The organism is Shewanella denitrificans OS217 (assembly GCF_000013765.1).
Classification (GTDB): Bacteria; Pseudomonadota; Gammaproteobacteria; order Enterobacterales; family Shewanellaceae; genus Shewanella; species Shewanella denitrificans.
On record NC_007954.1, the window covers coordinates 4,094,793 to 4,119,830 of the forward strand.

General features: G+C 46.8%; 17 protein-coding genes, 1 tRNA gene and 1 rRNA gene. 9 read left to right on the forward strand and 10 right to left on the reverse strand.

All coding sequences use genetic code 11. The features are described 5' to 3' along the window. Positions 1-369: 369 nt before the first annotated feature. The 4 genes from SDEN_RS17805 to SDEN_RS19955 form a co-directional block, all read right to left on the reverse strand. A complete protein-coding gene (locus tag SDEN_RS17805) occupies positions 370-1,458 on the reverse strand; it encodes an efflux RND transporter periplasmic adaptor subunit (protein WP_011497846.1) in 1,089 nt (362 codons plus the stop codon). A gap of 3 nt (positions 1,459-1,461) precedes the next feature. Then, positions 1,462-4,575, reverse strand: coding sequence for an efflux RND transporter permease subunit (locus SDEN_RS17810; RefSeq protein ID WP_011497847.1), 3,114 nt, complete (start codon positions 4,573-4,575; stop codon positions 1,462-1,464). A 315-nt stretch (positions 4,576-4,890) separates the two neighbouring features. Then, positions 4,891-6,099 carry a phosphotransferase enzyme family protein gene (locus SDEN_RS17815; RefSeq protein ID WP_011497848.1) on the reverse strand — a complete coding sequence of 403 codons (1,209 nt, stop codon included), beginning with the start codon at positions 6,097-6,099 and terminating at the stop codon, positions 4,891-4,893. Positions 6,100-6,198: 99 nt separating this feature from the next. After that, a complete protein-coding gene (locus tag SDEN_RS19955; RefSeq protein WP_011497849.1) occupies positions 6,199-7,662 on the reverse strand; it encodes a hypothetical protein in 1,464 nt (487 codons plus the stop codon). A gap of 227 nt (positions 7,663-7,889) precedes the next feature. Between SDEN_RS19955 and gmk the strand changes: the two genes are divergently transcribed. The 6 genes from gmk to SDEN_RS17850 all read left to right on the forward strand — a co-directional run bounded on the left by gmk (position 7,890) and on the right by SDEN_RS17850 (position 14,497). Beyond that, positions 7,890-8,513, forward strand: a complete 624-nt coding sequence (gene gmk, locus SDEN_RS17825; protein ID WP_011497850.1) for a guanylate kinase — start codon at positions 7,890-7,892, stop codon at positions 8,511-8,513. Between the two features lie 61 nt (positions 8,514-8,574). Beyond that, positions 8,575-8,853 (forward strand): DNA-directed RNA polymerase subunit omega, encoded by a 279-nt coding sequence (gene rpoZ / locus SDEN_RS17830; RefSeq protein WP_011497851.1) that lies wholly within the window; start codon positions 8,575-8,577, stop codon positions 8,851-8,853. Between the two features lie 27 nt (positions 8,854-8,880). Further along, positions 8,881-10,986 (forward strand): bifunctional GTP diphosphokinase/guanosine-3',5'-bis pyrophosphate 3'-pyrophosphohydrolase, encoded by a 2,106-nt coding sequence (spoT, locus tag SDEN_RS17835; protein ID WP_011497852.1) that lies wholly within the window; start codon positions 8,881-8,883, stop codon positions 10,984-10,986. Between the two features lie 45 nt (positions 10,987-11,031). Further along, complete coding sequence (locus tag SDEN_RS17840) at positions 11,032-11,415, forward strand: RidA family protein (protein WP_011497853.1); 384 nt, start codon at positions 11,032-11,034, stop codon at positions 11,413-11,415. A gap of 344 nt (positions 11,416-11,759) precedes the next feature. Beyond that, positions 11,760-13,415, forward strand: a complete 1,656-nt coding sequence (locus SDEN_RS17845; RefSeq protein ID WP_041405887.1) for an AMP-binding protein — start codon at positions 11,760-11,762, stop codon at positions 13,413-13,415. Positions 13,416-13,564: 149 nt separating this feature from the next. Further along, entirely contained in the window at positions 13,565-14,497 is a 933-nt protein-coding gene (locus SDEN_RS17850; RefSeq protein ID WP_011497855.1) for a calcium/sodium antiporter, read from the forward strand. Positions 14,498-14,592: 95 nt separating this feature from the next. On the opposite strand, the gene SDEN_RS17855 is transcribed toward SDEN_RS17850, so the two are convergent. Further along, positions 14,593-16,950: a YgiQ family radical SAM protein gene (locus tag SDEN_RS17855; RefSeq protein WP_011497856.1), complete on the reverse strand. Its 2,358-nt coding sequence runs from the start codon at positions 16,948-16,950 to the stop codon at positions 14,593-14,595. Positions 16,951-17,171: 221 nt separating this feature from the next. Beyond that, positions 17,172-17,567 carry an MAPEG family protein gene (locus tag SDEN_RS17860; protein WP_011497857.1) on the reverse strand — a complete coding sequence of 132 codons (396 nt, stop codon included), beginning with the start codon at positions 17,565-17,567 and terminating at the stop codon, positions 17,172-17,174. Positions 17,568-17,718: 151 nt separating this feature from the next. Here SDEN_RS17860 and SDEN_RS17865 point away from each other — a divergent pair, with 151 nt between their 5' ends. Beyond that, complete coding sequence (locus tag SDEN_RS17865; RefSeq protein ID WP_041406521.1) at positions 17,719-18,939, forward strand: threonine/serine ThrE exporter family protein; 1,221 nt, start codon at positions 17,719-17,721, stop codon at positions 18,937-18,939. A gap of 207 nt (positions 18,940-19,146) precedes the next feature. Further along, positions 19,147-20,799, forward strand: coding sequence for a ShlB/FhaC/HecB family hemolysin secretion/activation protein (locus SDEN_RS17870; protein ID WP_011497859.1), 1,653 nt, complete (start codon positions 19,147-19,149; stop codon positions 20,797-20,799). A 61-nt stretch (positions 20,800-20,860) separates the two neighbouring features. Here the strand turns inward: SDEN_RS17870 and SDEN_RS17875 are convergent, their stop codons facing one another. Both SDEN_RS17875 and SDEN_RS17880 read right to left on the reverse strand, forming a co-directional pair. Next, the gene (locus tag SDEN_RS17875; RefSeq protein ID WP_011497860.1) at positions 20,861-21,772 is read right to left on the reverse strand and encodes a universal stress protein; all 912 of its coding nucleotides are present in this window, start codon (positions 21,770-21,772) and stop codon (positions 20,861-20,863) included. Positions 21,773-21,883: 111 nt separating this feature from the next. Then, on the reverse strand, positions 21,884-22,636 hold the full coding sequence (locus SDEN_RS17880) for a Crp/Fnr family transcriptional regulator (RefSeq protein ID WP_011497861.1): 753 nt from the start codon (positions 22,634-22,636) through the stop codon (positions 21,884-21,886). Positions 22,637-22,943: 307 nt separating this feature from the next. Between SDEN_RS17880 and SDEN_RS17885 the strand changes: the two genes are divergently transcribed. Beyond that, positions 22,944-23,960 (forward strand): IS110-like element ISSde4 family transposase, encoded by a 1,017-nt coding sequence (locus tag SDEN_RS17885; protein ID WP_011495048.1) that lies wholly within the window; start codon positions 22,944-22,946, stop codon positions 23,958-23,960. A 713-nt stretch (positions 23,961-24,673) separates the two neighbouring features. Here SDEN_RS17885 and SDEN_RS17890 read toward each other — a convergent pair. Beyond that, positions 24,674-24,750, reverse strand: a tRNA-Asp gene (locus tag SDEN_RS17890). An 89-nt stretch (positions 24,751-24,839) separates the two neighbouring features. Further along, positions 24,840-24,955 (reverse strand): 5S ribosomal RNA (rrf, locus tag SDEN_RS17895). Positions 24,956-25,038 lie beyond the last annotated feature (83 nt).

Consider the following 25,038-nt stretch of genomic DNA (forward strand, 5'->3'; position numbering starts at 1 on the left):
TTTTCAATTTAAGGCGCATTAATGCAGTAAGGGTTATTCCCTTTCAAATTAATGCAACGAAGAAGTGGAACGCTTGAGATGCTCCCTAGGGCGGGTTTCAAAGGGGATTTCTCTGCGTTGAAGACTTTTGACATAGCACCACTATGCCTTCAAGCCTTCGCCTTGATTAATCCCCTTGGAACTCCCGCTGAATGACCAGATAATTAATACGATTGGTATTACCAGCCTTAGCAATCTCAAATAAAGGCTAAGCAATTCCTTGGGATCAGCTTGAGAGCCCATCAAGATAGTCATTATAAAACAATATCATTGTATATTTTGGTTTGTATTCAAACAAAAAGTAGAGAGCAAGGAGTCTAGGCCGTTAGCCTATGTGCCCGCGCTTATGGTCGCCGCGCTGGCCAAGCCTTGGGTGGTTTTCAGTGTCACCTGCTGGCCATCCTCCAGCGTCTCTGCGCCGCGAACCACCACAGGATCGGCATCTGCCAGTTCGCCTTCGACGGCTATCCACTCACCTTCACCATCGCCCAGAATGACTTGGGTCTTGATGGCCTTGTTGTCGGCATCAATCTTGAACACGTAGGCACCGCTAGAACGCAGGATCACCGCATCCCTAGGTACCAGTGTAGTCAACTGCTTGGGAGCGATGGGCAGCGCCAGTGAGATAAGCTCGCCGACACTGAAGTGTTCGCGCATGTCCGCTGGCAGATCAATACGGGCCTCGAAGGTCTGGGAGCGGATATCGGATACCGGGATCAGGCTGCGGATCTTGGCAGTGAACTCACCTTCGGTGTGATAGATGTTCAACTCATCGCCCACATTGACTCGGCGACTGTATTTCAGCGGCGCATACAGGCGGATCTCTAGATCGTCGGGATCTGTCATCTGTACAATCACCACAGAGCGGCCTATATCCTCGCCCGCCTGGTGCAGTCGCGCTGTGATGATACCTGCGAAGGGCGCCCTGACCTCACTGCGGTCCAAGTCGTCGAGGATCATCTTAAGCTTGATCTGAGCCAGCTTTAGGCTGGCAGCGGCCAAATCTCGGTCCGAGCGTGCCTTATCAAGCTCGGTTTCCGAAGCGCTGTTACTGGCATTCAATTTCACCAAACGCTCAAATTCCCGCCCGAGGCGAATAAACGCCACATTCTCGTATTCTATCTGTGCCTCCTGTTGGGCCTTCTGTAACAGCAACTGTGTCTGCTCCACCTTGGCGACTATGTCGCCCTGCGACACGTGAATGCCGGGTTCTTGCACCCATGCCAAACGTCCTTCTATACCCGAGGTCAGTTCGGCCTGACTGCGAGAGTGTATAGATCCCACCACCATGACCTTAGGCGACAAGGGACGGTTTTCCACGAGTTTAACGCTGACCAGTGCCGGCGGTGCCTCGGCGGCACTAGCTAAGCTGCTCAAGGATGCGGTCAGTACCAGGATTGAGAGAATAGTAGTTTTCATCGATTAACTCCTTGAGACTGGCGCGTTGGCCGCCATAGTGTTCGCATTGGCTGAAGCGCTTGTTAGGTTGGCGGACGAGGTGAGCCTGAGCAGGCTGGGCATCAAAATCAGGGTAAAGAGGGCGCTGAAGCTCATGCCGCCGACGATCACCGCCGCCAGACCTCGATAGATTTCACTGCCAACCCCAGGCACCAGCATTAGTGGCAACATGCCGAAGATACTGGTCAGGGTACTCATATAGACGGGACGGGCACGGGTATACACGGCCTGATAAATGGCATCATCTAAGGTCAGGCCATCGCGGCTGCCCTGGCGCGTCTGATCCACTAAGAGTATGGCGTTGTTGACCACCAAACCCAGTAAGATGATGAAGCCTATCATGGTCAGCAAATCCAGACTCTGGAAACTGAACAGATTAAGTAGGCTCAAGCTAACCACGCCGCCACACAAGGCTAGTGGCATGGACAGTAATACCAATAAGCTATCTTTGGCTGACTTGAACATGGCCGCCATCAGCAGGAAGAGGATCAGCACGGCCAGCAAAAAGTTGTTGCCCATCTTGGTAATGGTTTCATCCAATTTGTCGGCACCCCCCCTGAACTTTATTGAGCTGTTTTCTGGCAATGCTGCCTTGAGCTCATCCAGCGCCTTGGTATTGATAAGCTCCATCGCCTCATCTAGGGTCATATTCTCCGGCGGGAAAATTAATAAGCTGACGCTACGCTTACCGTTAACCCGTTGCAGCTGGGTCGGACCCACAGTACGTTCGATGCGGGCCAACTCTCCTAGGGTCTGAATGCCCGCCCCCTGAGTGAACACTGGTGTTGCAGCCAGCTGCTCAGGCACCTGCCACTTGGGACCTTTGAGCAAAATGTCCATGCGCTCATTGCCATCGAAGTATTCGCCAACAAACAAGCCCGATGTAAAGGCACGCACTGCGTTGGCGATTTGAATTTTATCAACACCCGCTTGAGCTATGCGACGCTCATCTGGAATTAACTGCAATTCAGGTTGAGCCATGGACAGGCCGGGGATGGGTCTGACAACCGCGCCAGGTAAGGCTTCATTGATTATGCCCATACCTTTACTCGCAGATTCCATCAGGGCTTCCATGTCGGGCCCCTGTAAATCTATGTTGATTGTTCGTCCCCCATTGAAGCCAAACTCTAACAAAGAGGAGCGATTACTGAAGGTCTGAGTGTCTGGCAGATCTATGAGTATTTCGTCCTGCAACAGGGCTATCATGTCGTCTGACTTCTCGGGATCTTGTGGATAAATAAATAACACATTAAAAGCAGAATATATGGAGAAATTATAGCCACTTATAAAGGGCTGTTTTTCTTTATCATAATAGGGTTTAAGACGGGCAATAATGGTGTCGCCTATCTCTGTCTCTACATTTTCGATATTTGTACCTGGCGGCAAGGAAAAGAAAGTCACAATACCATCCGATTTGGCCTGTGGCAGGAAGTCGGGTCTGGGCATGATGGCAAAGGCCAGAATCCCTGCACCTAGGATAAGCGTCGAACACCAAAGCGTCGCCAGTTTACGTGTGCCTGTGAGCCTTTTGACCAAGAGTGTGACCTTCTGCCAGAGCTCGTCCCTTGCGATCGTCGTGCCATCCATGGGTGGCATTCTCAGCCACAACAGGCTAAATACTGGGATCAGCATAATCGCGCTGACAAAAGAAGACACCACAGCCACCGACAGGGTCAGTGCCAAATCGGAGAACAGCTGGCCCTCGACCCCGGGCATAAAGAGAATAGGCAGAAAGATGGCGACCGTTGTGGCGGTCGAGGCCAACAAGGCACCTCGCACTTGGGTCGTTCCCTCAAGGACGGCGTGCTGCAGAGTCTTCCCCTGTTGCAGCAGACGAACGATATTCTCCTGCACTATGATGGCCGCATCCAGCACTAAACCTACGGCAAATGCTAGGCCAGCCAGTGAGATGACATTTAAGGTTCGTCCCATAACCTCTAGCGAAAAGAAGGCGATGAGCAGTGCCACAGGAATTGTGGAGGCGATCATCAAGGTCGCCTTGAAATTCCGCAAGAAGGCAAACAGTATTATGAGCGCGAGCACAACCCCAATAGCAAGATTCCCCTTGACCAGTAAAATCGCTCGCTTGATGTGCACAGAGGCATCGAAAGACAAATCCATCACAAGACCTGCTTCTTTTAAGGCTCCGGCATTAAGCTCACTGATAGCCAGATTCACACCATCCAATACCGAGACAGTATTGGCATCGAAAGTGCCATCAAGCGTCATATAGTAGGCAGAATAGCCATTTCGCTTAGTGAAACCAGTTACCTCTGCGGTGCCTATTTTAACTTCAGCCAATTCACTGAGATACACAGGGCGACCTTCGTTATAGGTAACGATAAGATTACCTAAGTTTTCTGGGGTGTATTGGCCAATGAAGCGCACAGTATATTGACGGCGGCCCACCTTGGCTGTGCCACCAGAGATATCAGCAGCCCTTGAAAGGGTATTACGCAGCTGTTCTAAGGTGATCCCTAAGGCTGCAGCGCGGTAGGGATCAAATTCAATATGAAGCTCTTTAGACTGGCGACTCTGCAAATTTACGCTGCCGACACCTGTAATTTGCCTGAGCCTAGGTTCGACAACATCATCAATAAGTTTCTGATACTTGACAAAATTTGTATCTGGATTTTCAGGTGCCATGCGAATAAGCAATGAGGCGAGGTTAGTCCCCCCACTACTGCCACCAGCATTAATATACGGCTCATCGGCGTCCAGCGGTCGGGGTGGCGTCTGGTTAAGAGCGTTGATCACATTGATCATCGCCTCCTGCATATTGTTACCAACCTCAAAAGTGAGAGTAATTGCACCAAAACCCTGAGAAATATATGAGGTCATCTCCACCACACCTGGCACTTGACGTAGCACGTTTTCTTGGGGCTCTATGATGTTAGATTCCATCTCCTGGGGCGCGGCGCTGCGCCAGTTGTTGAAGACAGATATCTGCGGCCGCTCTATGTCAGGTAACAACTGAATAGGTAGCCTAGCGATGGCCATAAGACCAAAAATACAGATGAGTAACAGGGTGACTAAGGTACCAGCGATATTTTCTGTGCTGATCTTGGTTAAATTCATAGTGCATTCCTAGCAGTGGGTCTATAGCCATCCCGTTGGCAAAATATTACAAGCAATACTAACGACTTTTTTTATGTACCATACCGTTAAATTTGGTTAACAAATGTTTCAACGAGGCGCACCTGTCTCTTTTGTATTGATAGCGACGGTCATTACAGATTAAAAAATCAGATGATGACAAATATACATCCGACTCAAGTACTTGCACTTTAAATTATCTGTAGACCAAGATAAAGTAAAGAAGTCTCATTCGGGTTTGGGCGATACAAAATACACCTTACCCAAGTGACAACTAAGACAATGAGCTGATTGATTTCACACTCTTACTGGCCTAGCCCTTGAAAATGCCGCTCGCATGGCGTCATCTTGGGCCAGTTGGCTCTGGTAAAGGGTAAATTGGTTCACCGCCCGCTGCAGGTTATGTTGTGGGCGCGTCACAGCGAAATACTCATCACCTTGCAGATAATCACTCAGAAACCGACTTGCCAGCATCAGAGTCATCACCTTGACCCCAAGCCATAAACTTAGCTGCTCAGCCTCAGTTATCGTGTCCCTAAGGGCATAGGTATACCCCTTGGCGGCGGCTAGTATCAGCTCGGGGCGGGCTTCGATGCGTTCAAGATCTAGGGAGTCTTCAGCCACTGGTGAACAAAAGGCCCGCACCATGTCACCAAAGTCATACATAAGATAACCTGGCATACAGGTATCGAGATCGATAACCGCCAGCGGCTCACCTGTGGTGGCGCTAAAAAGCATATTATTAATTTTAGTGTCGTTATGACAAATTCTACGGGGAAGGCTTGTCTCTAAACTGGCAAGCTCATTAATTAAGTCATGCTGATTTAAGGCCATATCCACCCAAGACTGGCAGCCACTGAGACGACCATGCTTATCTTGCTGAGCCGCTTGCTGCAGTTGATGAAGTCGCTTAGGTAAATTTAAAAAATCTTCTATTACTTCCGCTATATTGCTAGGTTCAAGCTCAGCTAAGGTTGCCGCAAAATGGCCAAAGGTGCTGCCCACTTGCAGTGCCATCTGTGCATCATTCACCTCACTAAGTGTCAGGCTATTGGGCACATAAGATAACAGCCGCCAAAACCCTTTGCCCCCAAGATCCAGCGCCAATACTCCGCTGTCGGTGGCTAATGGTTTAATGGCAGAAAGTTGATACTGACCCGCCGTCACTTGTTGATTAAGATAATCGCAAATCCGCGCCGAGTTGTTAATCAGGGTCCAAGGTGCAGGAAACACATGGCAATTTATTTTCTGTAGCACAAACTGGCCCATCGGTGCGCTCACTAAATAGGTGCGGTTTATCAGACCATCACCTAAAGGAGCGACTGTCATCGCCGAAAAAGCCTGTTTCTTGCTTTTGTTCTGAGTCATGTCTGAACAAAAATGCTGGGTATATTCAGGCAACACGAACTGATAAATAAGGTTTAAGCTATCTTCAGCTATCCCACCTGCGGTCAACTTAGTGGTGCTGATTTGAGCCGTGCAATTGTCTAAGGTCGTTCCCGACATAAATTTAACTTATCCTTATGGCCAATCCTTTGCCTGTACGTTTATAAGCAGCGCCATTGGCTGCGATTCAATTTTACTTTAGGCTTTAAGGTCTAAGGGTTAATAACTCAAGAAGTCAGAGAAGCGGCTATTTTTACCCAAGGCGGATTGACTACCTGTGAGGCTGAAATTATAACCACACAGCTTAACGCTACCCCTAAGGGCAATATCATTGATGATCCCTTGGGTATCCAAAGGCGAGAATTTAGCCTCTGTGGCACTGTCATTGAGTAGGCTCACCTGCAACGGACGATACTTGCTGCCATTGTTAAAGGTGAGTTCGCTGCAACGTGTGTCACCTTTGGCGGTATCTAAACGCCACAAATCTTTAGCCTCGCCGTCATCCCCAAGCCAGCGGAATGCCAATACATCATCATAAAGTACCAGCTCAAAACCATCGGGGAATGTCACCCGTGATACTTGAGCCGCCACTTGAGCTGGAGGGCTAAAGGATTCAGGCTCATCAGCCCCACTTAGGCCACTGATAAAACTAACCAAGGCAACAATAAGGTAAACTGTTAACACGGCTACTGACAGCGCTGCGGTGATTTTAGCCCCGAGCAGTAGCGGCTTTCTATGTTCATCGGCCCAGATAAGCCAAGTTTTCAATAACTCTGTGATTGAACCAGATTTAAGCGCGGCTTTATCTATTATCCAGCGCTCACCGGTTAATCTTTCTTCAGAAAATGGCTTAGTTTGCTTACGTGCATTCAAGCCAAAGTCTATTTCTTCTGTGCCAAGTTCATCTAAGTTTGGACTAACAGCATCCGCAATAAAGGCATCTAATTTCACTGCAGCAGTTTCTATTCTATTGTCTGTATTTCCGAGTGTTATATGGCTCTCTACTGCCTGCTCAGTGTCTGGGGCCTGAGTACTCATGGGCTGAGTAATTTCAATACTTTCTTGCCTTGAAGCTGCCATGGCTTGATGGCTAACATTCGTCACATGGCCCGCATTAAGACTTGAATCATCAAGACTAGGCTGGGTGTCATAGGCTGTGGCTATTTCTGTCTCATCTAGCTGCCAAGGAGTATTGCTACTGAGATTGTCATCCTTATGCATTGCCGCAGCTGGCGCCGTGCGTAAGATAGGCTCTTGACGAAATTTAACGTCCCCCAACTTAATCTCTGCTGAGACATGTGGCCCTATGTAGCCATGAACATAAGGTTTTACAGATTTATCGACGCGAGGCAGGAAGGCTAAATACCCTGAGCTTGCCAAACCAAAGAAGAATAAACCCGCCAACACGCCAACAGGCGCTGCAAAGTACAGGCTCAAACCAAAGCCCAACAATGGCACGCAGATAAGCCAAGCAAAGCCTAGTTTTTTACCGCTATCATACATTCTCCGTTTGGCTGAAAGTACTACCAAGGGTAGAGTGAGAAAGCTAAAAAATAGAATAATCAAACTATTAGGGAATAAAATACCAATAAGACTCAAGAAAATATAACCAGCGGTATTGATCGCCATAATACGTAGCGCATTGTCTCGCCCTTGGCGGCAGAGGAGGGTTTTTAACAGCACAGGATAATCCTATTTATGCACAAATCGACAAACATGCAGCAGCGTACCGAATTTATCTGCAATTGTCAGCGTCTAGCCTAGGTTTACCGCAAAAATATCTGTCTGGAAATAACCCTCAGCCTGCATTTGACCGCCATAGCAACGCAGCATCCCTAGTCCAAGCTAGCATAAGGGCCAACCACTGGAGTATAATGCCGCTTTGCAATTGACCTGTTGGATACTGAAATATGAGCGCTCGTGGAAATCTTTTTATCGTGTCAGCCCCGAGTGGTGCTGGAAAGTCCTCTTTAATTACGGCACTGCTAAAAGATAAACCACAAGATATGCAAGTCTCAGTTTCCCACACCACCCGCGCACCGCGCCCGGGTGAAGTCGATGGTCAGCATTATCATTTCGTCTCTGTTGAACAATTTAAAGCATTAATTGCTGAAAATGCCTTTTTCGAATCAGCCGAAGTCTTCGGTAATTTCTACGGCACTTCACGCCAAGTGATCGAAAACACCTTAAGCTTAGGCATAGATGTGTTTTTAGACATAGATTGGCAAGGCGCCCAGCAAGTCAAAAAAATTATGCCTGAGGCCATAGGGGTGTTTATTCTGCCTCCCTCTAAGGCAGAACTGGAGCGCCGCCTCACTGGTCGCGGCCAAGACAGCAGCGACGTTATCGCGGCACGCATGGCACAAGCTGTGTCAGAAATGTCACACTATAATGAATATGACTTTGTGATAATTAACGACGATTTTGAACAAGCGCTAGCCGATCTTAAAAGCATCATTTTCAGTCAAAGATTAACCTGTGCTAGTCAATTCCATACGCACAATGATATGCTTGTCGATCTGTTGGCAGACTGACTGTCATAGTGTACAATTTTGCGTCATTTTTTCCTTATTAGATAACACTGGAGTTTCACACATGGCTCGCGTAACTGTAGAAGACGCCGTAGACCAAATCGGCAACCGTTTTGATATGATTTTGGTTGCTGCCCGTCGTGCACGTCAGATAGCCGTGCAAGGCAAAGACCCTATGGTTGATGAGATGAACGATAAACCTACGGTTATCGCACTTCGTGAAATCGAATTAGGTCTAGTCAATGCAACCACATTAGACGCAGACGAGCGTCAAACTGTGCGTGATCGTGAAGCGGCTGAAGTTGCTGCTGTTTCAGCTATTGCTGAAGGTCGCACACTTTAAGGTCCATTATGTAATTGGAGACGCCACTTGTATCTGTTTGAAGGTCTAAAGGAATCTGCTTCCGGCTATTTAGAGCCGGAGCAGGTAGAATTACTCAAGCAGGCTTATTTAGTTGCGCGTGATGCCCATGAAGGGCAAATGCGCACAAGTGGCGAACCTTACATTACCCATCCTGTTGCGGTTGCCCGCATCTTAGCCGACATGCGCCTCGATCATGAGTCCTTGATGGCTGCCCTGCTCCACGACACCATAGAAGACACCCCAGTTACCAAAGAAGAACTCACTGAGTTATTTGGTTTGACGGTCGCTGAATTGGTGGAAGGGGTTTCTAAGCTAGATAAAATCAAATTCCGCGACAAGAAAGAAGCCCAAGCCGAAAACTTTCGCAAGATGATGATGGCCATGACTCAAGATATTCGAGTCATCTTAATTAAGCTCGCCGATCGCACCCACAATATGCGCACCTTAGGCGCCTTAAGGCCGGACAAGCGCCGCCGCATTGCCCGAGAAACCTTAGAAATTTACGCCCCGATTGCTAATCGACTGGGTATCCACAATATCAAAATTGAGCTGGAAGACTTAGGTTTTCAAGCCTATTACCCTATGCGCTATCGGGTGATAAAAGAAGTGGTCAAGGCCGCACGAGGCAATCGCAAAGAGTTAATCAATACCATAGAAGCCGGTATAGCTGCACGTTTAGAGGAAGCTGGGATCAAGTGCTTCGTCAAAGGTCGTGAGAAAAACCTCTACGCCATTTACCGAAAAATGCGCAGTAAAGAGCTGCAATTTCAAGAAGTCATGGATATCTATGCCTTTAGAGTCGTAGTCAACAACATAGACACTTGTTATCGCGTCTTGGGGGCCATGCATGGCCTGTATAAACCCAGACCTGGGCGCTTTAAAGACTATATAGCCATCCCTAAGGCCAATGGCTACCAATCGCTGCACACTTCCTTATTTGGCCCCCATGCTGTCCCTGTTGAAGTGCAAATTCGCACCGAAGAGATGGATCAGATGGCGGACAAAGGGGTCGCCGCCCACTGGATGTACAAAAATGGCACCTCATCATCGGCACAAAGTACCACCCAGGTACGTGCGCGTAAGTGGATGCAAAGCTTGCTCGAATTGCAACAGAGTGCCAGCAGCTCGTTTGAATTCGTTGAAAACGTTAAAACTGAACTCTTCCCCGAAGAAATTTACGTGTTTACCCCAGAAGGGCGCATTTTAGAGTTACCCGTCAACGCTACCGCCGTCGACTTTGCCTATGAAGTGCATACCGATGTCGGCAACACCTGCGTGGGCGCGCGGGTGAATCGTCAGGCCTACCCTTTGAGTCAGCCGCTGATTTCAGGCCAGACAGTCGAGATTATTACCGCTAAAGGCGCGAGGCCCAATGCGGCCTGGCTTAACTTTGTGGTCACAGGTAAGGCTCGTGGCAAAATTCGCCAAGTGCTGAAAAGCATGAAAGGCGCCAATGCCATAGTCCTAGGTAAACGCCTGCTCAATCATGCTCTGGGGGTCAATAAGCTTGAAAGCATACCTCAAGAGCAGCTTGAAAAAGTTATCCGCGAAACTAAGCACAAAGATCTCGATTCATTGTTAGCCGATATCGGCCTTGGCAACGCTATGAGCATAGTCATAGCTCAAAGGCTGTTAGGCGATCTTGTTGATAATAATGAAAATAAAGAAAACAACTTAATGCCAATCCGTGGCTCAGAAGGCATGTTAGTCACGTTCGCAAACTGCTGCCGCCCCATTCCTGGTGACGCTGTGATTGCCCACGTCAGCCCGGGTAAAGGGCTAGTGGTTCATATGGAAAACTGTGCCAATATTCGCGGTTATCAAGGCGAGCCAGATAAATACATCCCTGTACAGTGGGATAATGTCGACGGCGTTGAATATCAAGCTAACTTGCGGGTTGAAATTGTTAACCATCAAGGCGCTCTGGCCAAGATCACCTCTATCATTGCCGCCACGGGTTCAAACATTCACAATCTCAGCACCGAAGAGCGTGACGGCCGTGTTTATATGATTAACTTACGCATCGCAGTGACTGACAGGGTGCACCTAGCGAACGTGATGCGCCGCATCCGCGTACTGCCAGAAGTATTACGCACATCGAGAAATCGATAAGAAAAACAATTAATTTAACTATAAACAACAAGAGTAGAGGACGTTATGGCTGAAAAAATTATCATCGCAACCGACAAGGCTCCACAGGCCATCGGCACTTATTCACAAGCGGTAAAAGTCGGTTCGACCGTGTATTTATCGGGCCAAATCCCTCTTGACCCTAAAACCATGACCATGATTAGCGATGACTTTTCAGCTCAAGTGGTGCAAGTGTTTGAAAATTTAACCGCTGTGTGTGAAGCGGCTGGCGGCACTATGGCAGACATAGTTAAGTTAAATATCTTTTTAACTGACTTATCCCACTTCGCCACAGTGAATGAAATCATGAGCCGTTATTTTAGCCAGCCTTATCCTGCTCGCGCCGCCATAGGTGTTAAACAATTGCCAAAAGACTCGTTAGTGGAAATGGATGGCATCATGGAATTATAGGCTTCAGCCTAGATTCCTTTGCATCAACTTAAGGCGCTACGGCGCCTTTTTTGTGTTAAATTTTGGCCTGTACCTCCCACAACACACCCCATAAAACAAACCCAACAAACTCATCACCCCACTTTGATGTTGTACTATTGTTACAAATATTCGTTTTTTGCTTGACCGCTACCAGATTAACCAGCAAAGCAATTGCACAGGCTAATAAAACTCGCCATACTAGTTAAAACGCGCGTTTGAACTTATCGCAAGAGCCCTATCATAGAGACTATGATCTGAGTTGGCAGTGCTTAAGTAACAACAAAGCAACAATCAAAATAACAACAACGAACATGGAACTGTCGATGGAAAACTTCATTAAGACCCCGATACAAATGTTGTCCCATTGGGTCGAGACCCAAGGCGACCAAGTCTATTTACGCCAGCCTATAGAAGGTAAGTTTAAAAATTTAACCTGGCGTGAGGTTCAGCAACAAGTGCATAAAATTGCTGGAGCCTTACGTCATCTTGGACTGGCGCCTGGTGACAAGGTGGCTCTCCTGTCTAAAAACTGCGCCGAGTGGTTTATTGCCGATCTGGCCTTAATGCAAGGGGGATATATTAGTGTGCCCATTTACCCGACGGCCAATACTGAAACCATACGCTATGTGCTTGAACACAGTGGCGCTAAGGCTATTTTTGTCGGCAAGCTAGACCACTGGAGCGAGCAAGAAGAAGCCATTGGTGGCGACTTGCTTCGCTTAGCCATGCCCTATGAAACCATGCCATCTCAATATCAATGGGATCAACTGCTGAATTTAGGCTCCCCCTTAGTAGAAGCGCCTACCACTAAGCCAGATGATGTCATGACGCTTATCTATACCTCGGGCTCCACCGGCAAACCCAAGGGTGTCATTCAAACATTTGCCAGCTATGGCTGGACCTGTGAAGCCGTGGTCAGAGATTTACGCACTAACACTCAAGACAGCTTACTCTCATACCTACCCTTAGCGCATATCACCGAACGTGTGGCGGTTGAAGGCTCATCATTTCTTTCAGGTTCGACCGTGTCTTTCGTTGAAAGTTTAGATACCTTTGTGGCAGATGTGAAACGAGCCAAGCCTACGGTATTCTTCTCTGTTCCACGATTGTGGACCTTGTTCCATCTGAATATCATCAATAAGATTGGCGCTAGCAGACTTAAATTACTGCTGAGGATCCCTATCGTCAGCAGCATAGTGAAACACAAGATCCAAAAGGAATTAGGCTTAGAACACTGCCGTCTTTTGGGCTCGGGTTCTGCACCAATTCCGGCATCTCTCATCCAGTGGTATCACAATCTAGGCATGGATATCTGTGAAGCTTGGGGCATGACGGAAAACTGCGCTTACTCCATCATCAACTACCCTTTCGATGCCAATAAAATTGGCTCTGTGGGCCGCCCTGTTGAAGGCTGTCTAGTGCGCCGGGGCAATGATGGTGAGTTGCTATTAAAAACCCCAGGACTGATGACAGGCTATTACCTGCAAGAGGAAGCCACCAAAGCCGCATTCGATGATGATAGCTACTTCCGCACCGGTGATATTTGTGAAATCGATGCCGATGGCTGCATCAGCATCACGGGACGCGTCAAAGATAACTTCAAAACCTCTAAAGGCAAGTATGTCGCCCCAGTGCCCATCGAACGTAAATTAGCGCAAGACTCACACATAGAACTTATTTGTGTGATTGGCTCGGGCTTACCTCATCCTGTGGCCTTAGTGCAGCTCTCAGAAGGCGCATCACTGCAGGCCCGTGAAGAAGTACGTACCTCGATTAAGGCCACCTTAGATGCTGTGAATCCACACCTTGAATCCCATGAACACGTCGATGCCGTGGTGGTGGTGAAAGAGCCTTGGACCATAGAAAATGATGTACTGACACCCACACTTAAGATTAAGCGTCACGTGCTAGAGAAAGCCTTTAGCGAGAAGGTAGACGGGGTTAGAGGCGCCCAAGTTCGTTGGGAAGATGAATTATAACAATTCCTTAGGCTATAACCATTCGGTTGCTGCTTAGAACAAAAAATACACGCTCATGGCGTGTATTTTTTTGACATATTCTGTCACTATAGCCGCAAATCGGTGAGCTAAGACGGCCACTCCTATTACTCTCATATCAGCGGGACATTATGTTAATTGCGTTAGCTATTATCGGCGGTTTTTTAATTCTCACCTTTGGTGCTGAGGCCCTAGTTCGCGGTGCCAGCGCCTTAGCACTACGTTTAGGCATAGCGCCTCTTATCATAGGCTTAACCATAGTGGCTTTTGGTACCAGCGCCCCAGAGTTAGCGGTAAGCATTAAATCGGCTCTCGCAGGTAACTCAGGTATAGCCTTAGGCAATGTGGTTGGCTCCAACATAGTTAATATCGGTCTTATTCTAGCCATTACCGCACTTATTCGCCCCATCCAGGTGCAGTCACAAATGGTCAGGCGTGATATCCCCTTGATGATCGCGGCTTCTGTATTGGTGTGGTTTTTACTGCTCGATGGTGTAGTGAGCTTTATCGATGGTGCAATCCTGTTTAGTTTGTTGGTGGGGTATTTGGTCTTTAGCTATATGAGCGCCGGCAAAGATGATGCACAAGAGCTTGAGATAGATACTCAGCCACAAGCACCTTGGTTGTCAGTGCTGCTGATTGTGGTCGGCATTGCCATGCTAGTCGGCGGCGGGATCTTGTTTGTAGATGGCGCGGTAGATTTAGCTAAGTTATTTGGCATAAGCGAAATCATCATAGGCCTTACCATAGTGGCCATTGGCACAAGTATGCCGGAGCTTGTCACCTCAGTGGTGGCGGCACTTAAAGGCCAGAGTGATATAGCCATAGGTAACGTAGTCGGATCTAACTTATTCAATATATTAGGTATTTTAGGTGCGACAGCATTAATTCAGCCTGTGTCTGCCTTAGGCTTTAACGACAGTGATTTTGCTGCCATGCTGATCTTTGCCATCCTAGTACTACCGTTTGCCTACACAGGTTTTAGAATTGGCAGACGTGAAGGGGCGGTATTGCTGGCAGGTTATTTAGGCTACACGGGGCACCTGGTATCACAAGTGATCTAATACCAATAAAAAGGGTGACACTCATGTGTCACCCTTTTTTGTTAGTACGGTTAAATGTGCACCAGAGTGAGAACCCCCTCTGCAAAGCACTTGAATTAGTGTTTGCCTTGGCTCGCTTTGGTGCCAAATTTGGGCTTAGCGCCCAAAGGTTTTTTAGCTCCAGTGTGACTCGATTTATTCTTATTCGAGGCTTTAGTACCACTTGAAGAACGGCCTGATTTAGCCCCCTCTTCACCCGCCTGTTTACGGTCTTCAAATTGATTGGATGAGAAACGCGTCATCGCCATTTGACCTTTCTCAGCGCCTTTGTCTTTTGCTGCGCCTTTGGGGCTAGCCTTACCTTTAGCGACGGCTTTGTTGCCACCTGAGTTACTGCTGGCGGTTTTTCCCCATTGCTTACCACTGCGCTCGGCTCGAGTTTCGGCTGGTACCAGTTGATGAGGACTATTACCAATCAGTGACTCTTTACCCATGGCAATCAAGGCTTCACGAATGAGTGGCCAACCGGCTGGATCGTGATAACGCAATAAAGCTTTATGCAAGCGGCGTTGACGGCCCTTCTTAGGTACGGTCACTTGCTCACTGTCATGTTTCACATTCTTCAATGAGTTAAGCTCAGTGTGATAAATCGTGGTGGCATTGGCCATAGGCGATGGATAGAAGTTTTGCACTTGATCTAGCTTAAACTTCTGTCCTTTTAGCCACAGTGCTAAATTCACCATATCTTCGTTGGTGGTACCCGGATGCGCCGAAATAAAATAAGGAATTAAGAACTGCTCCTTACCCGCTTCCTTGGAGAACTTATCAAATAACTCTTTGAATTTATCGTAAGTGCCCATGCCCGGCTTCATCATCTTGCTCAATGGGCCTTCTTCGGTGTGCTCAGGGGCAATTTTTAAATAACCGCCCACATGATGCTTAGCCAATTCTTTGATGTAACTTGGGTCTTGTATGGCTAAATCGTAACGCACCCCAGAGGCGATAAGCACCTTCTTAATGCCTGGCACATCACGGGCAGCGCGATACAAGTCCACTGTGTGCTTATGATCTGTATTCAAATGACCACAAATTACCGGAAACACACAAGATAAGCGGCGACAGGTTTTCTCTGCTTTTTCACTTGAGCAACCCAAACGATACATGTTGGCTGTTGGGCCACCAAGATCGGAAATTACCCCAGTAAAACCTGGCACTTTATCTTGGATATCTTTGATTTCTTTAACGATTGATTCTTGTGAACGGCTCTGAATAATACGGCCTTCATGCTCAGTGATAGAGCAGAATGAACAACCACCAAAACAACCACGCATGATATTTATCGAGGTTTTTATCATGTCATAGGCAGGGATTTTCGCCTTGCCATACACAGGGTGTGGCACACGCTGATAAGCCAAATCGAATACCCCGTCCATTTCATCGGTATTGAGCGGCCACGCCGGTGGGTTAACCCAAATACCACGGTCACCGTGAGGTTGAAATAAGGCTCGGGCACAACCAGGGTTTTGCTCTTGGTGCAAAATACGTGAAGCGTGAGCGTAGAGATACTTATCTTCACTGACCTTCTCAAACGCCGGCAACAGAACGTAGGTATTTTCCCACGGTTTTGGCTTAGGTGGCTGCACACTGATGGGCTTAGGTGCATCGTTATCGAAAATTTTTGCATCCGTAGGGCCAGATAAATTGGCACAACCGACATCATCGGCACCATAGGGGTTAGGAATAGGTTCAATTTTATGCAGCTGATCGATTTTACGTGAATCCATGCCGCGCCATTCTGGCATTGGCGTCTTACGGATCACAGCAGTGCCGCGAACATCGTCGATACTGCTGATGGGTTCGCCAGCACCGAGTCGACGGGCGACTTCGGCCAAAGGACGCTCAGCATTACCGTAAATGAGAATATCGGCCTTAGCATCAAAAATTACGCTGCGGCGCACTTTGTCTGACCAATAATCGTAATGAGCGATACGGCGTAGACTGGCTTCTATGCCGCCAATAACCACAGGCACATCTTTAAAGGCTTCTTTGCAGCGCTGGGTGTACACAGTCACGGCGCGGTCAGGACGCTTACCACCGACATTGTCTGGGGTATAGGCATCGTCGTGACGCATTCTGCGATCCGCCGTGTAACGGTTGATCATAGAATCCATGTTACCTGCGGTCACGCCGAAAAATAAATTAGGTCGCCCCAATTCCATAAAGGCATCTTTGCTGGACCAATCCGGCTGCGCGATGATCCCCACTCGATAGCCTTGAGCCTCTAACATACGGCCGATAACCGCCATACCAAAACTTGGGTGATCCACATAGGCATCGCCTGAGACGATAATAATGTCACAGCTATCCCAACCTAGTTGATGCATTTCCTTGCGTGACATAGGCAAAAAAGGTGCCGAGCCTGCTTGGTTAGCCCAGTATTTAGGGAAACGAAATAATGTGGATTCAACTTGCATTTTTTTGGCCCAACGAGAGTAATGACGAATGATACGCTAGCGTTAACGGAGGCGGAGTATAGCAGCACCTCATGCCTAAGTGTGACTGAAAAACGCACAAACTGAAAAAATATGCTGCGATTTTTCTAATAATAAACCAAGGGAGCCAAGTGGCCCCCTAAATATGACTCAAAGGCTGATTAATACCAAAGCCTTGAGGTTAGCCGTGCTTCAATCAGCAATTATAAACCAAGGAAAAAACCGATATTAGCTACCGCGAGCCCAAGCAGCACAAACCAAGTCAGTAGAACCCCCCAGAAACGCCCAAAATGATAGCCCCCTTGTCCTTGTGTCAGACCAATCGCATGGAGCATACGCGCCACTAGCCACACAGTGCCAAAAGCATGCAATAAGATAATCGGCATGCCATTCGCTTCACTCACCAAGAGTAACGCCATGGCAAAGGGGGCGTTTTCAATAAAGTTAGCATGCACCCTTGTTGCCAAAGACAATTCAGGATTCTTGCCTGTGCCTAGACCCACTTTATTTATCCGCCTTAAACGCACGACTCGATATGACAGCACTATGGTAAACAGTGCCGTCAAACTGACATACAAACCTGAGATCATGAATGACATGGTACTTTCCTTTATTATTATAATGACTAGATTTTTATCAACTGGCTCAACTATACCTATTAAGCTTAATCCAAGGTTTAATCCCCGAGCCTTATCGGTTACTATGCGCGCTAATCTTAGCCTAGCCATTTACAAGAGTGATGACAAGCCTGTGGACAATCAACAGTTTATTGAGAAACGTAGATTTATCATCAAACTAGGCAAAGCGCTACATAAGTTCGGTACTCCAGCTTATCGCCTCGAGTCACACCTGCAGACCGTATCATCGAGTTTGGGCATTGAAGGCTACTTTTTAATTTCTCCCACCTCCATGACCTTCGTGCTACAGCATGATTCGGAGCAAGAATACAATCATGTGGCTCGTGTAAAACCAGGGGATCTTGATCTTGGTTCACTGGCCCGTACCTTCGAGTTAGTTGAGCAGTTAAGCTCAGGTCAAAGAACACTGCAAGAAGCCTTAGACAGGCTTGAAGAAATCGCCAATAAACCCAACCCCTATGGCCATAAGCTAACCATGCTAGCTTTTGGTACCAGCGCAGGGGCTTTTGCCATGTTAATGGGCACCGGCTGGCATGATGTATTTTGGTCTGCCATGTTAGCCTTAATGGTTTACAGCTTAGTTTTTTGGGCCGAACGCTCAAAGCGAGTCGCTGAGATGCTCGAGCCAATGGCGGCGGTCTTATGTGCCATTTTGGCCTGCGGGATAGCTAAGATAGACCCCAGCATTAACCTGCCTGTGGCCATCTTATCTGGAGTGATTATTTTTGTCCCTGGCCTAGCGCTCACCTTAGGGCTTGCCGAACTTGCCGCCCGTGATTTAATTTCGGGGACAGCGCGCATCATGGACGCCATAATGCAATTGTTTAAATTGTATTTTGGCGGCGTATTGGGCATGACCATTGGCAAGGCTATTTTTGGTGATGCCATTTATATCGATCCTGAGCCTCTGCCACGTTGGGCTATATGGTCAGCCGTGCCCATGCTATCAATGTCACTGGTTATCATCTTTAAAGCTCGTTTGAGGGATTCTCCTTGGGGGGTATTCGCTGGGATTGTCGCCTTCTTCTCCGCGATGTTAGGGGGGATTTACTTAGGGGAGTCCATTGGCATTTTTGTCGGTGCCTTAGCGGTTGGTGTTTACTCCAATCTTTATGCGCGTTGGATGAAAGCTCCCGCCTCCATAGCGCTACTACAAGGCATAGTGATCTTGGTGCCGGGAAGTAAAACCTACATTGGCCTTAATACCCTTATCTCAGGTGAAACCATGCTCAATCAGAGCCATTTAGGCTCGCAAATATTCTTGATTTTTATGTCACTTATCGCCGGGCTCATATTTGCTAACGTGGTTGTTCCCCCGAGACGCAGCCTGTAGCCCTTTCTGTAATTAAGGCAATATATTTATTCACCTTCCAGCATAGGCATTGATATTGGAAGGTGAAAATATTACTTAAAATCATTTCATTATCTCCTTGACACTGGCCCCGTTCCGGTCTGTTATTAAGCTAGCTATATCGTAAATATTTTAGCGCCTCGCTAACTTGTTTCGCCGATTCATCGATACGGACACAGGATGATCTATATGTCGAAAGGCCCTTTGGCAATAACCTTGCTTAGTGTATCAATTTGCATGCCAAGCCCTCACGCCCTAAGCGAACAAGCGCTGCAGCCACAACTTGCCGACAATAATGCTGGATCCACGGCCAAGACTAAGGTCACAAATATTGTCGTTATCGCTCATCCCATTTTTGACCTGTCCGATCCTGACAGTTTTTTTATTCATCGCTGGGCAAATCAACTGCATATCAATAGCCGTGAAAGCACGATTAAGCATAAGCTTACCTTCATCGAGGGAGACAGCCTCACAGAAAAAGAAATAGAAGAAGCCCAGCGGCTACTACGCTATGAGTCTTTTATACGTGACGCTACTATTACCGTCGCCCAAAAGGATCCCTCATCTGACACTAAAGCCAATGACACCTTAGTAGTTGAAACTTGGGATAATTGGTCATTATTACCTACGATGAATCTTAGCCAACATGGTGGCGATACCCGTTACTCTTTCGGTATAAAAGAAGACAACTTATTGGGCTATGGCATTAAAACTCGCATGAGTTATCAATCAAATGAAGACAGAAGCGGTTATAAATTTGCCTTCGAAGCCCCCTTTAATTATATAAAGCACGCGACTATTGGCGCTGAGTTTTCCGATAATAGTGACGGGCAAACCACACATTTATTATTCGACAAACCCTTCTATAAACTGAGCAGCCAGTATCGCTATGGCGCTGAATACTTAGATGATCTTCGCATCGACACCCTAAGGCAGAACGGAGTAGATACTGGGGAGTTTGAGCATGAAGTCAATTATGCCAACCTGAGTTTTGGCCTTTTAATCGACAAGCAAAGCGATGAGCTATCTCGCTTCACACTCGGTATCACTCAAGATAAACATCAGTTTTCACCGAGTTTAGATAGCCTATTCCCAGCGACCCCATTACCCCAAGACAGAGACTTTTTATACCCTTGGATTGGCTACGAATATCTGCAAGATGATTTCACCGTGTTAAACAATGTATACCTTATTAATAAAAATGAAGATTTCAATCTAGGATGGCATCATAGAGTACGTCTAGGTTTTGAAGTCAATGATGTGGATGGCAGTGCACTTGGCTACCACTTGTTGGCTTCTAGTAGCAGAGGCTACCGAGCCGATGATCATTTATTGCTCTTGTCTATCGATGGCAAAGGGACTTGGTCGACCAATCAGGCAGACTTTTTTAATCTAGGACTACAAGCAGAATATTTTTACCAGTTTGATCCAAAATGGACCGGCTATGCAAAAGCCCGTATTGCCACCTCGAAAAATAATTATATCGATATGCCTTTTGCCCTAGGAGACGAAACCGGTGTAAGAGGTTATGCCAATGATTATCAACATGGTGATAATCAGTGGTCGGCCACCAGTGAATTGCGCTATTACCCTAATATCAATTTATACCAATTAGCCGAACTAGGTTGGGCGGCCTTTGTAGATGTAGGCCAAGCCAGTGGCGGCAACGATATCAATAATGAGGCGAAAGGCGTCATTGGCAGTGTGGGGATAGGCGCACGGATTTATTCATCTAAATCCAGTTATGGCAATGTGGCCCATATTGATTTAACCGTGCCTTTTACCGACGGTCAGGAAGTGAATGCGTGGGAATGGCGTTTACAGGTTAAAAGCCACTTTTAATTCGCAGCATTCTTGTAGCGCCTCAACGTCCAATAAGCGTTGAGGCTATACGACTGGATGGTTAAATAGGTAAAGGCTCACCCTTACTGGGGACCACTAAAACGTTAGAATGAATATGCTCTAAAATCGCCTCGGCGGTATTGCCTATCATCAATCCCATCAAGCCTTTGCGCTGCTCAGTACCTACCACTAAATACGCACTCTTAAGCTTGCACGACAGGTCAATCAAACACAATTTTGGATCCCCGACCATTAGATGCAGTGCTTCTGTTGCGACGCCAAAACTTTGCAAACGTTGATCGTATTTTGCATGAGCCGCATCAAGTTCGGCTTGAGGTGAACTAAGATCGAGATCTCTCATCACGGTTGAGACTTTTTTAACAAACACCAGATGCAGTTCGGTGTCAGTTGCTTTGGCTAATTTATGCCCTTGTGCAACCAATGAGAAGTTTTTCTCATCACCATTAGGATCATCCAGATTAAGGCTCACTAAGGTAATATTACTATTCTTGAGCGGCTTCTCCGTAACAAGCAGCAAAGGTATACGTGCATTACGTATTAGATGCCAGTCAGTAGGCATAAATCTCTGTACCGGATGCACGGCTTTAATCATTAAATGGTAATCCGCAGGTGAGGCTCTGGAGATAGCATGCTCTGCAAGATGACTGCCCCATTCTATGGTCAATGGCGTTGACACTGCGCCGAGTTTTTCTAAGGATTGAGTGTGACGGTTTTTAGCTTCCGCTAACATATCGTGTTTAGCGACGCCGGCGAGCCTAGGATTATATTTCTCATCACCATTAAATTGCTCATAAAGGTAGTCGAACACCTCTGCCACCATCCCTAAGGATTTGGCGATACTTAATCCAAGTTCGAGTACATCGACACTGGCCTCTGGTTTTGCCGCTATGATAAACACCCTTTCCATCACTTCCCCCTGCTTGGATTTATTTGAAAGCCACTCTAAAGCCATAAAGCTTAAATCACCTGCCGCAGATAAATCCTAAGCAAGTGAATTGAGTAACTATATAAGTGTAGTCGCAGTCGAAACACTTGCCCTCAAATCCAGATGAATTACAGATGATTAATTGCAGACTAGGGGAATAGCACTGCTCGGCCCTTGTTGATTGAAAGTCGGCTGGGTTATTGAAATATCTGTGCTGGCATAAAGCAGTGCCACATCAGGAATACGAATAACCCCATGCGACTCAGCAATGAGCCCAGTTTGAGACATTTTTTTAATCAAACGTGAGAAAGTCTCAGGCTGAATAGAAAGACGGGATGCCAGTAAACGTTTAGGAATATCCAAAGTAATTTCGCCTTGGTTATCTCCAACTACGGTCATCTTTCGGAGTAAAAATAGCAATAACCTATGCTGAGCATTCTGCAACGACACCATTTCGACTTCATTAATGTGCTTACGGATACGTACACTTAAATCAGCCATAATGGCGATGCAAGCATCGGGATTGTGTTTCAGTAACTGCAAATAAGTCTCGCTATCAAAACTTACGAGAGCACACTCAGACACAGATTGAGCCGATACAGGAAAGCGAGTTTGCTTATTAAACATGAGTGCTTCTGCAAATGTGCAACCGCTACGCACCACCTCGATAACCTTCATTTGTCCTTGAACATTAGTTCGAAACAGCTGTAGGGTTCCAGCCAAGACAAAATAAAAACGGCTTGCTAACTCACCTTGATGAAACAGCATTTGTTCAGGCTTGATATGCAGAAGACTAGCAGTAGCAAAAATTTTAGCTAGCTGAGCCTCATTCAGTGAAGAAAAGAGCTGGTGATTTTGCACCCTAGCTCTCACATTTTGATTCGCTAACATGCTTTCATCCTTAAGCATAATACGCAGTAAATTGAGTACAAAGATCGCAGTCTAATCTAGTTCATTTTCAACTAGAGTAGTGTGATCTATATCGAAACATCTTAAATGGGATTAGTGGGTTGAATGCTAAAAAATACATGGGACCTGCTTGTTGCAACGAATAGGTCCAACTGAACTACGAAGAGCATGCATGACCAAATGTCTTGAAGGCCATGGATAATGGAATGGACCCATCCACTTTTAATCGGCCTCGCAATGGGCCACGATGTAGTTGCTAAAACTCATCAACAAAGAGGACGGGTCCACCATGAAGATTACTACAGTTGGTTTAGATATCGCAAAGTCTGTTTTTCATTTTGTTGGTGTAAACAAAGCGGGAAAACTAGTCAAAAAGAAGATGATAAAGCGTAAAGACTTGCTCCACTTTCTTGCTCAGATAGAGCCCTGCCTGGTCGTCATGGAAGCCTGTGGTGGAGCAAATTACTGGGCAAGGGAATTTGAGAAAGTAGGCCATCAAGTCAAATTAATAGCACCTCAGTATGTTGTTCCCTACAGGCAGGGAAATAAAAATGACTATAACGATGCACTTGCTATAGCGGAAGCAGCCCAAAGACCTAACATGCGCTTTGTACAACCTAAGCCCGCAGAGCAACAAGATATTCAGATGTTACACCGAATGAGAGAAAGGCTTAGCAAGCAGTCTACTGCACTGGTTAATCAGGTCAGAGGAATGCTCGCTGAGTACGGGATTGTCATCACAAAAGGAAAAGCGTCTTTTAGGTCAAAACTGCCAGATATTCTAGAAAACGCCGACAATGAGTTAACCGCCAAAGGTAGAAGCATTTTCTATCAACTGTACGAAGAGTTTAACGGTATCGAGGAGCGGCTTAAACGCTGTGACAATCAGGTGCAGCAAGAGACGAAGAACAATCATGTATGTCAGCGTTTAGAAAGTGTACCAGGTATCGGTCCTGTAACAGCAACTGCATTTTATGCCGCAGTAGGAGAAGGCAAAGACTTTACTAATGGCAGGCATTTTTCTGCATGGTGCGGCCTAGTGCCAAAACAGCACAGCAGTGGCGGTAAAGATAATTTGCTGGGGATCAGTAAACGCGGCAATGCTTATCTTCGAACTTTATTTATCCATGGAGCAAGAGCTGTCCTTTACCATAGTGATGGTAAAGGAGATAGATTTAGTCGCTGGGCAATAGCACTTGCAGAAAGGCGAGGATTTAACAGAGCTTGCGTTGCAGTGGCTAACAAGCTAGCGCGAATAGCATGGGTCATTGCAGCAAGAGAGGATGAATATCGGATGGCAGTATAAAGATCCAAAGCCGATGTTGATGTTTTAACGATAATTTTTTACCAACCACCAAGTTGCTTAGACACTTGATTTGATGATGAGACAGTCAGACTGATCTACTTAAAACCTTTTTTCGGCATAGGCTCTAAAGAAGCCGTAAGGATGATAAGGAAAGTAGAAGCACATATCCATCAGGGCCAGAGGTAATCTCATAAATAGGCCGAATATATGGGTGCAATGAACTCTTCTCAAAATTAATATCGAATGCCTTGCAAACCGGATGGGTCCATATATGGCCGAGAAAGACCGCTCGCTTCGAGTTTGCATATAAATTTCAGATACAAAAAAGCCTCGTCTTATGACGAGGCCTCGATGTAAGTGGCGGAGCGGACGGGACTCGAAAGTGTGCCTTCGGCACGCGTGACAGGCCGCCTTCTATTTATAGAGAGTCTAAAATCCCCATGGAAGGGTGAATGCCAAACAATGTCTGGAACATTGTTGGTCCAACTGAACTACCGCATTGCCTTTTTCAATTAAAACGAAAAAGGCCTTTGCATTTCTGCAAAGGCCTTCATCTAAAGTTGGCGGAGCGGACGGGACTCGAATGTGCCTACGGCACGTGAGACAGGCCGCCTTCTGTTTATAAAGAGTCTAACCAACTGAACTACCGCTTTGCCTTTTTCAATTAAAACGAAAAAGGCCTTTGCATTTCTGCAAAGGCCTTCATCTAAAGTTGGCGGAGCGGACGGGACTCGAACCCGCGACCCCCGGCGTGACAGGCCGGTATTCTAACCAACTGAACTACCGCTCCTTTAGCAAGTTGCTTACGCAGTATGCTAAATTCTTTTTAAGTCGCTGATATGTCATTATCAGGAGACTTTCTCTTACGAGAAATTAGGCGCCTGGAAATGACCTACTCTCACATGGGGAGACCCCACACTACCATCGGCGATACTGTGTTTCACTTCTGAGTTCGGAATGGGATCAGGTGGTTCCACAGCTCTATGGTTTCCAGACAAATTTTGTTTAAACAAGGTACTAGGGCGCGCGTTGCGCTGCGAGGACCTAGAACCTAGGACCTGCTGTTACCTTATTTAAT

Excerpts from the sequence above, each read along its gene's own strand:
- SDEN_RS17805 (WP_011497846.1), bottom strand. The coding sequence starts at position 1,458 with ATGAAAACTACTATTCTCTCAATCCTGGTACTGACCGCATCCTTGAGC.
- SDEN_RS17810 (WP_011497847.1), bottom strand. The coding sequence starts at position 4,575 with ATGAATTTAACCAAGATCAGCACAGAAAATATCGCTGGTACCTTAGTC.
- SDEN_RS17815 (WP_011497848.1), bottom strand. The coding sequence starts at position 6,099 with ATGTCGGGAACGACCTTAGACAATTGCACGGCTCAAATCAGCACCACT.
- gmk (WP_011497850.1), top strand. The coding sequence starts at position 7,890 with ATGAGCGCTCGTGGAAATCTTTTTATCGTGTCAGCCCCGAGTGGTGCT.
- rpoZ (WP_011497851.1), top strand. The coding sequence starts at position 8,575 with ATGGCTCGCGTAACTGTAGAAGACGCCGTAGACCAAATCGGCAACCGT.
- SDEN_RS17840 (WP_011497853.1), top strand. The coding sequence starts at position 11,032 with ATGGCTGAAAAAATTATCATCGCAACCGACAAGGCTCCACAGGCCATC.
- SDEN_RS17845 (WP_041405887.1), top strand. The coding sequence starts at position 11,760 with ATGGAAAACTTCATTAAGACCCCGATACAAATGTTGTCCCATTGGGTC.
- SDEN_RS17850 (WP_011497855.1), top strand. The coding sequence starts at position 13,565 with ATGTTAATTGCGTTAGCTATTATCGGCGGTTTTTTAATTCTCACCTTT.
- SDEN_RS17855 (WP_011497856.1), bottom strand. The coding sequence starts at position 16,950 with ATGCAAGTTGAATCCACATTATTTCGTTTCCCTAAATACTGGGCTAAC.
- SDEN_RS17860 (WP_011497857.1), bottom strand. The coding sequence starts at position 17,567 with ATGTCATTCATGATCTCAGGTTTGTATGTCAGTTTGACGGCACTGTTT.
- SDEN_RS17870 (WP_011497859.1), top strand. The coding sequence starts at position 19,147 with ATGTCGAAAGGCCCTTTGGCAATAACCTTGCTTAGTGTATCAATTTGC.
- SDEN_RS17875 (WP_011497860.1), bottom strand. The coding sequence starts at position 21,772 with ATGGCTTTAGAGTGGCTTTCAAATAAATCCAAGCAGGGGGAAGTGATG.
- SDEN_RS17880 (WP_011497861.1), bottom strand. The coding sequence starts at position 22,636 with ATGTTAGCGAATCAAAATGTGAGAGCTAGGGTGCAAAATCACCAGCTC.
- SDEN_RS17885 (WP_011495048.1), top strand. The coding sequence starts at position 22,944 with ATGAAGATTACTACAGTTGGTTTAGATATCGCAAAGTCTGTTTTTCAT.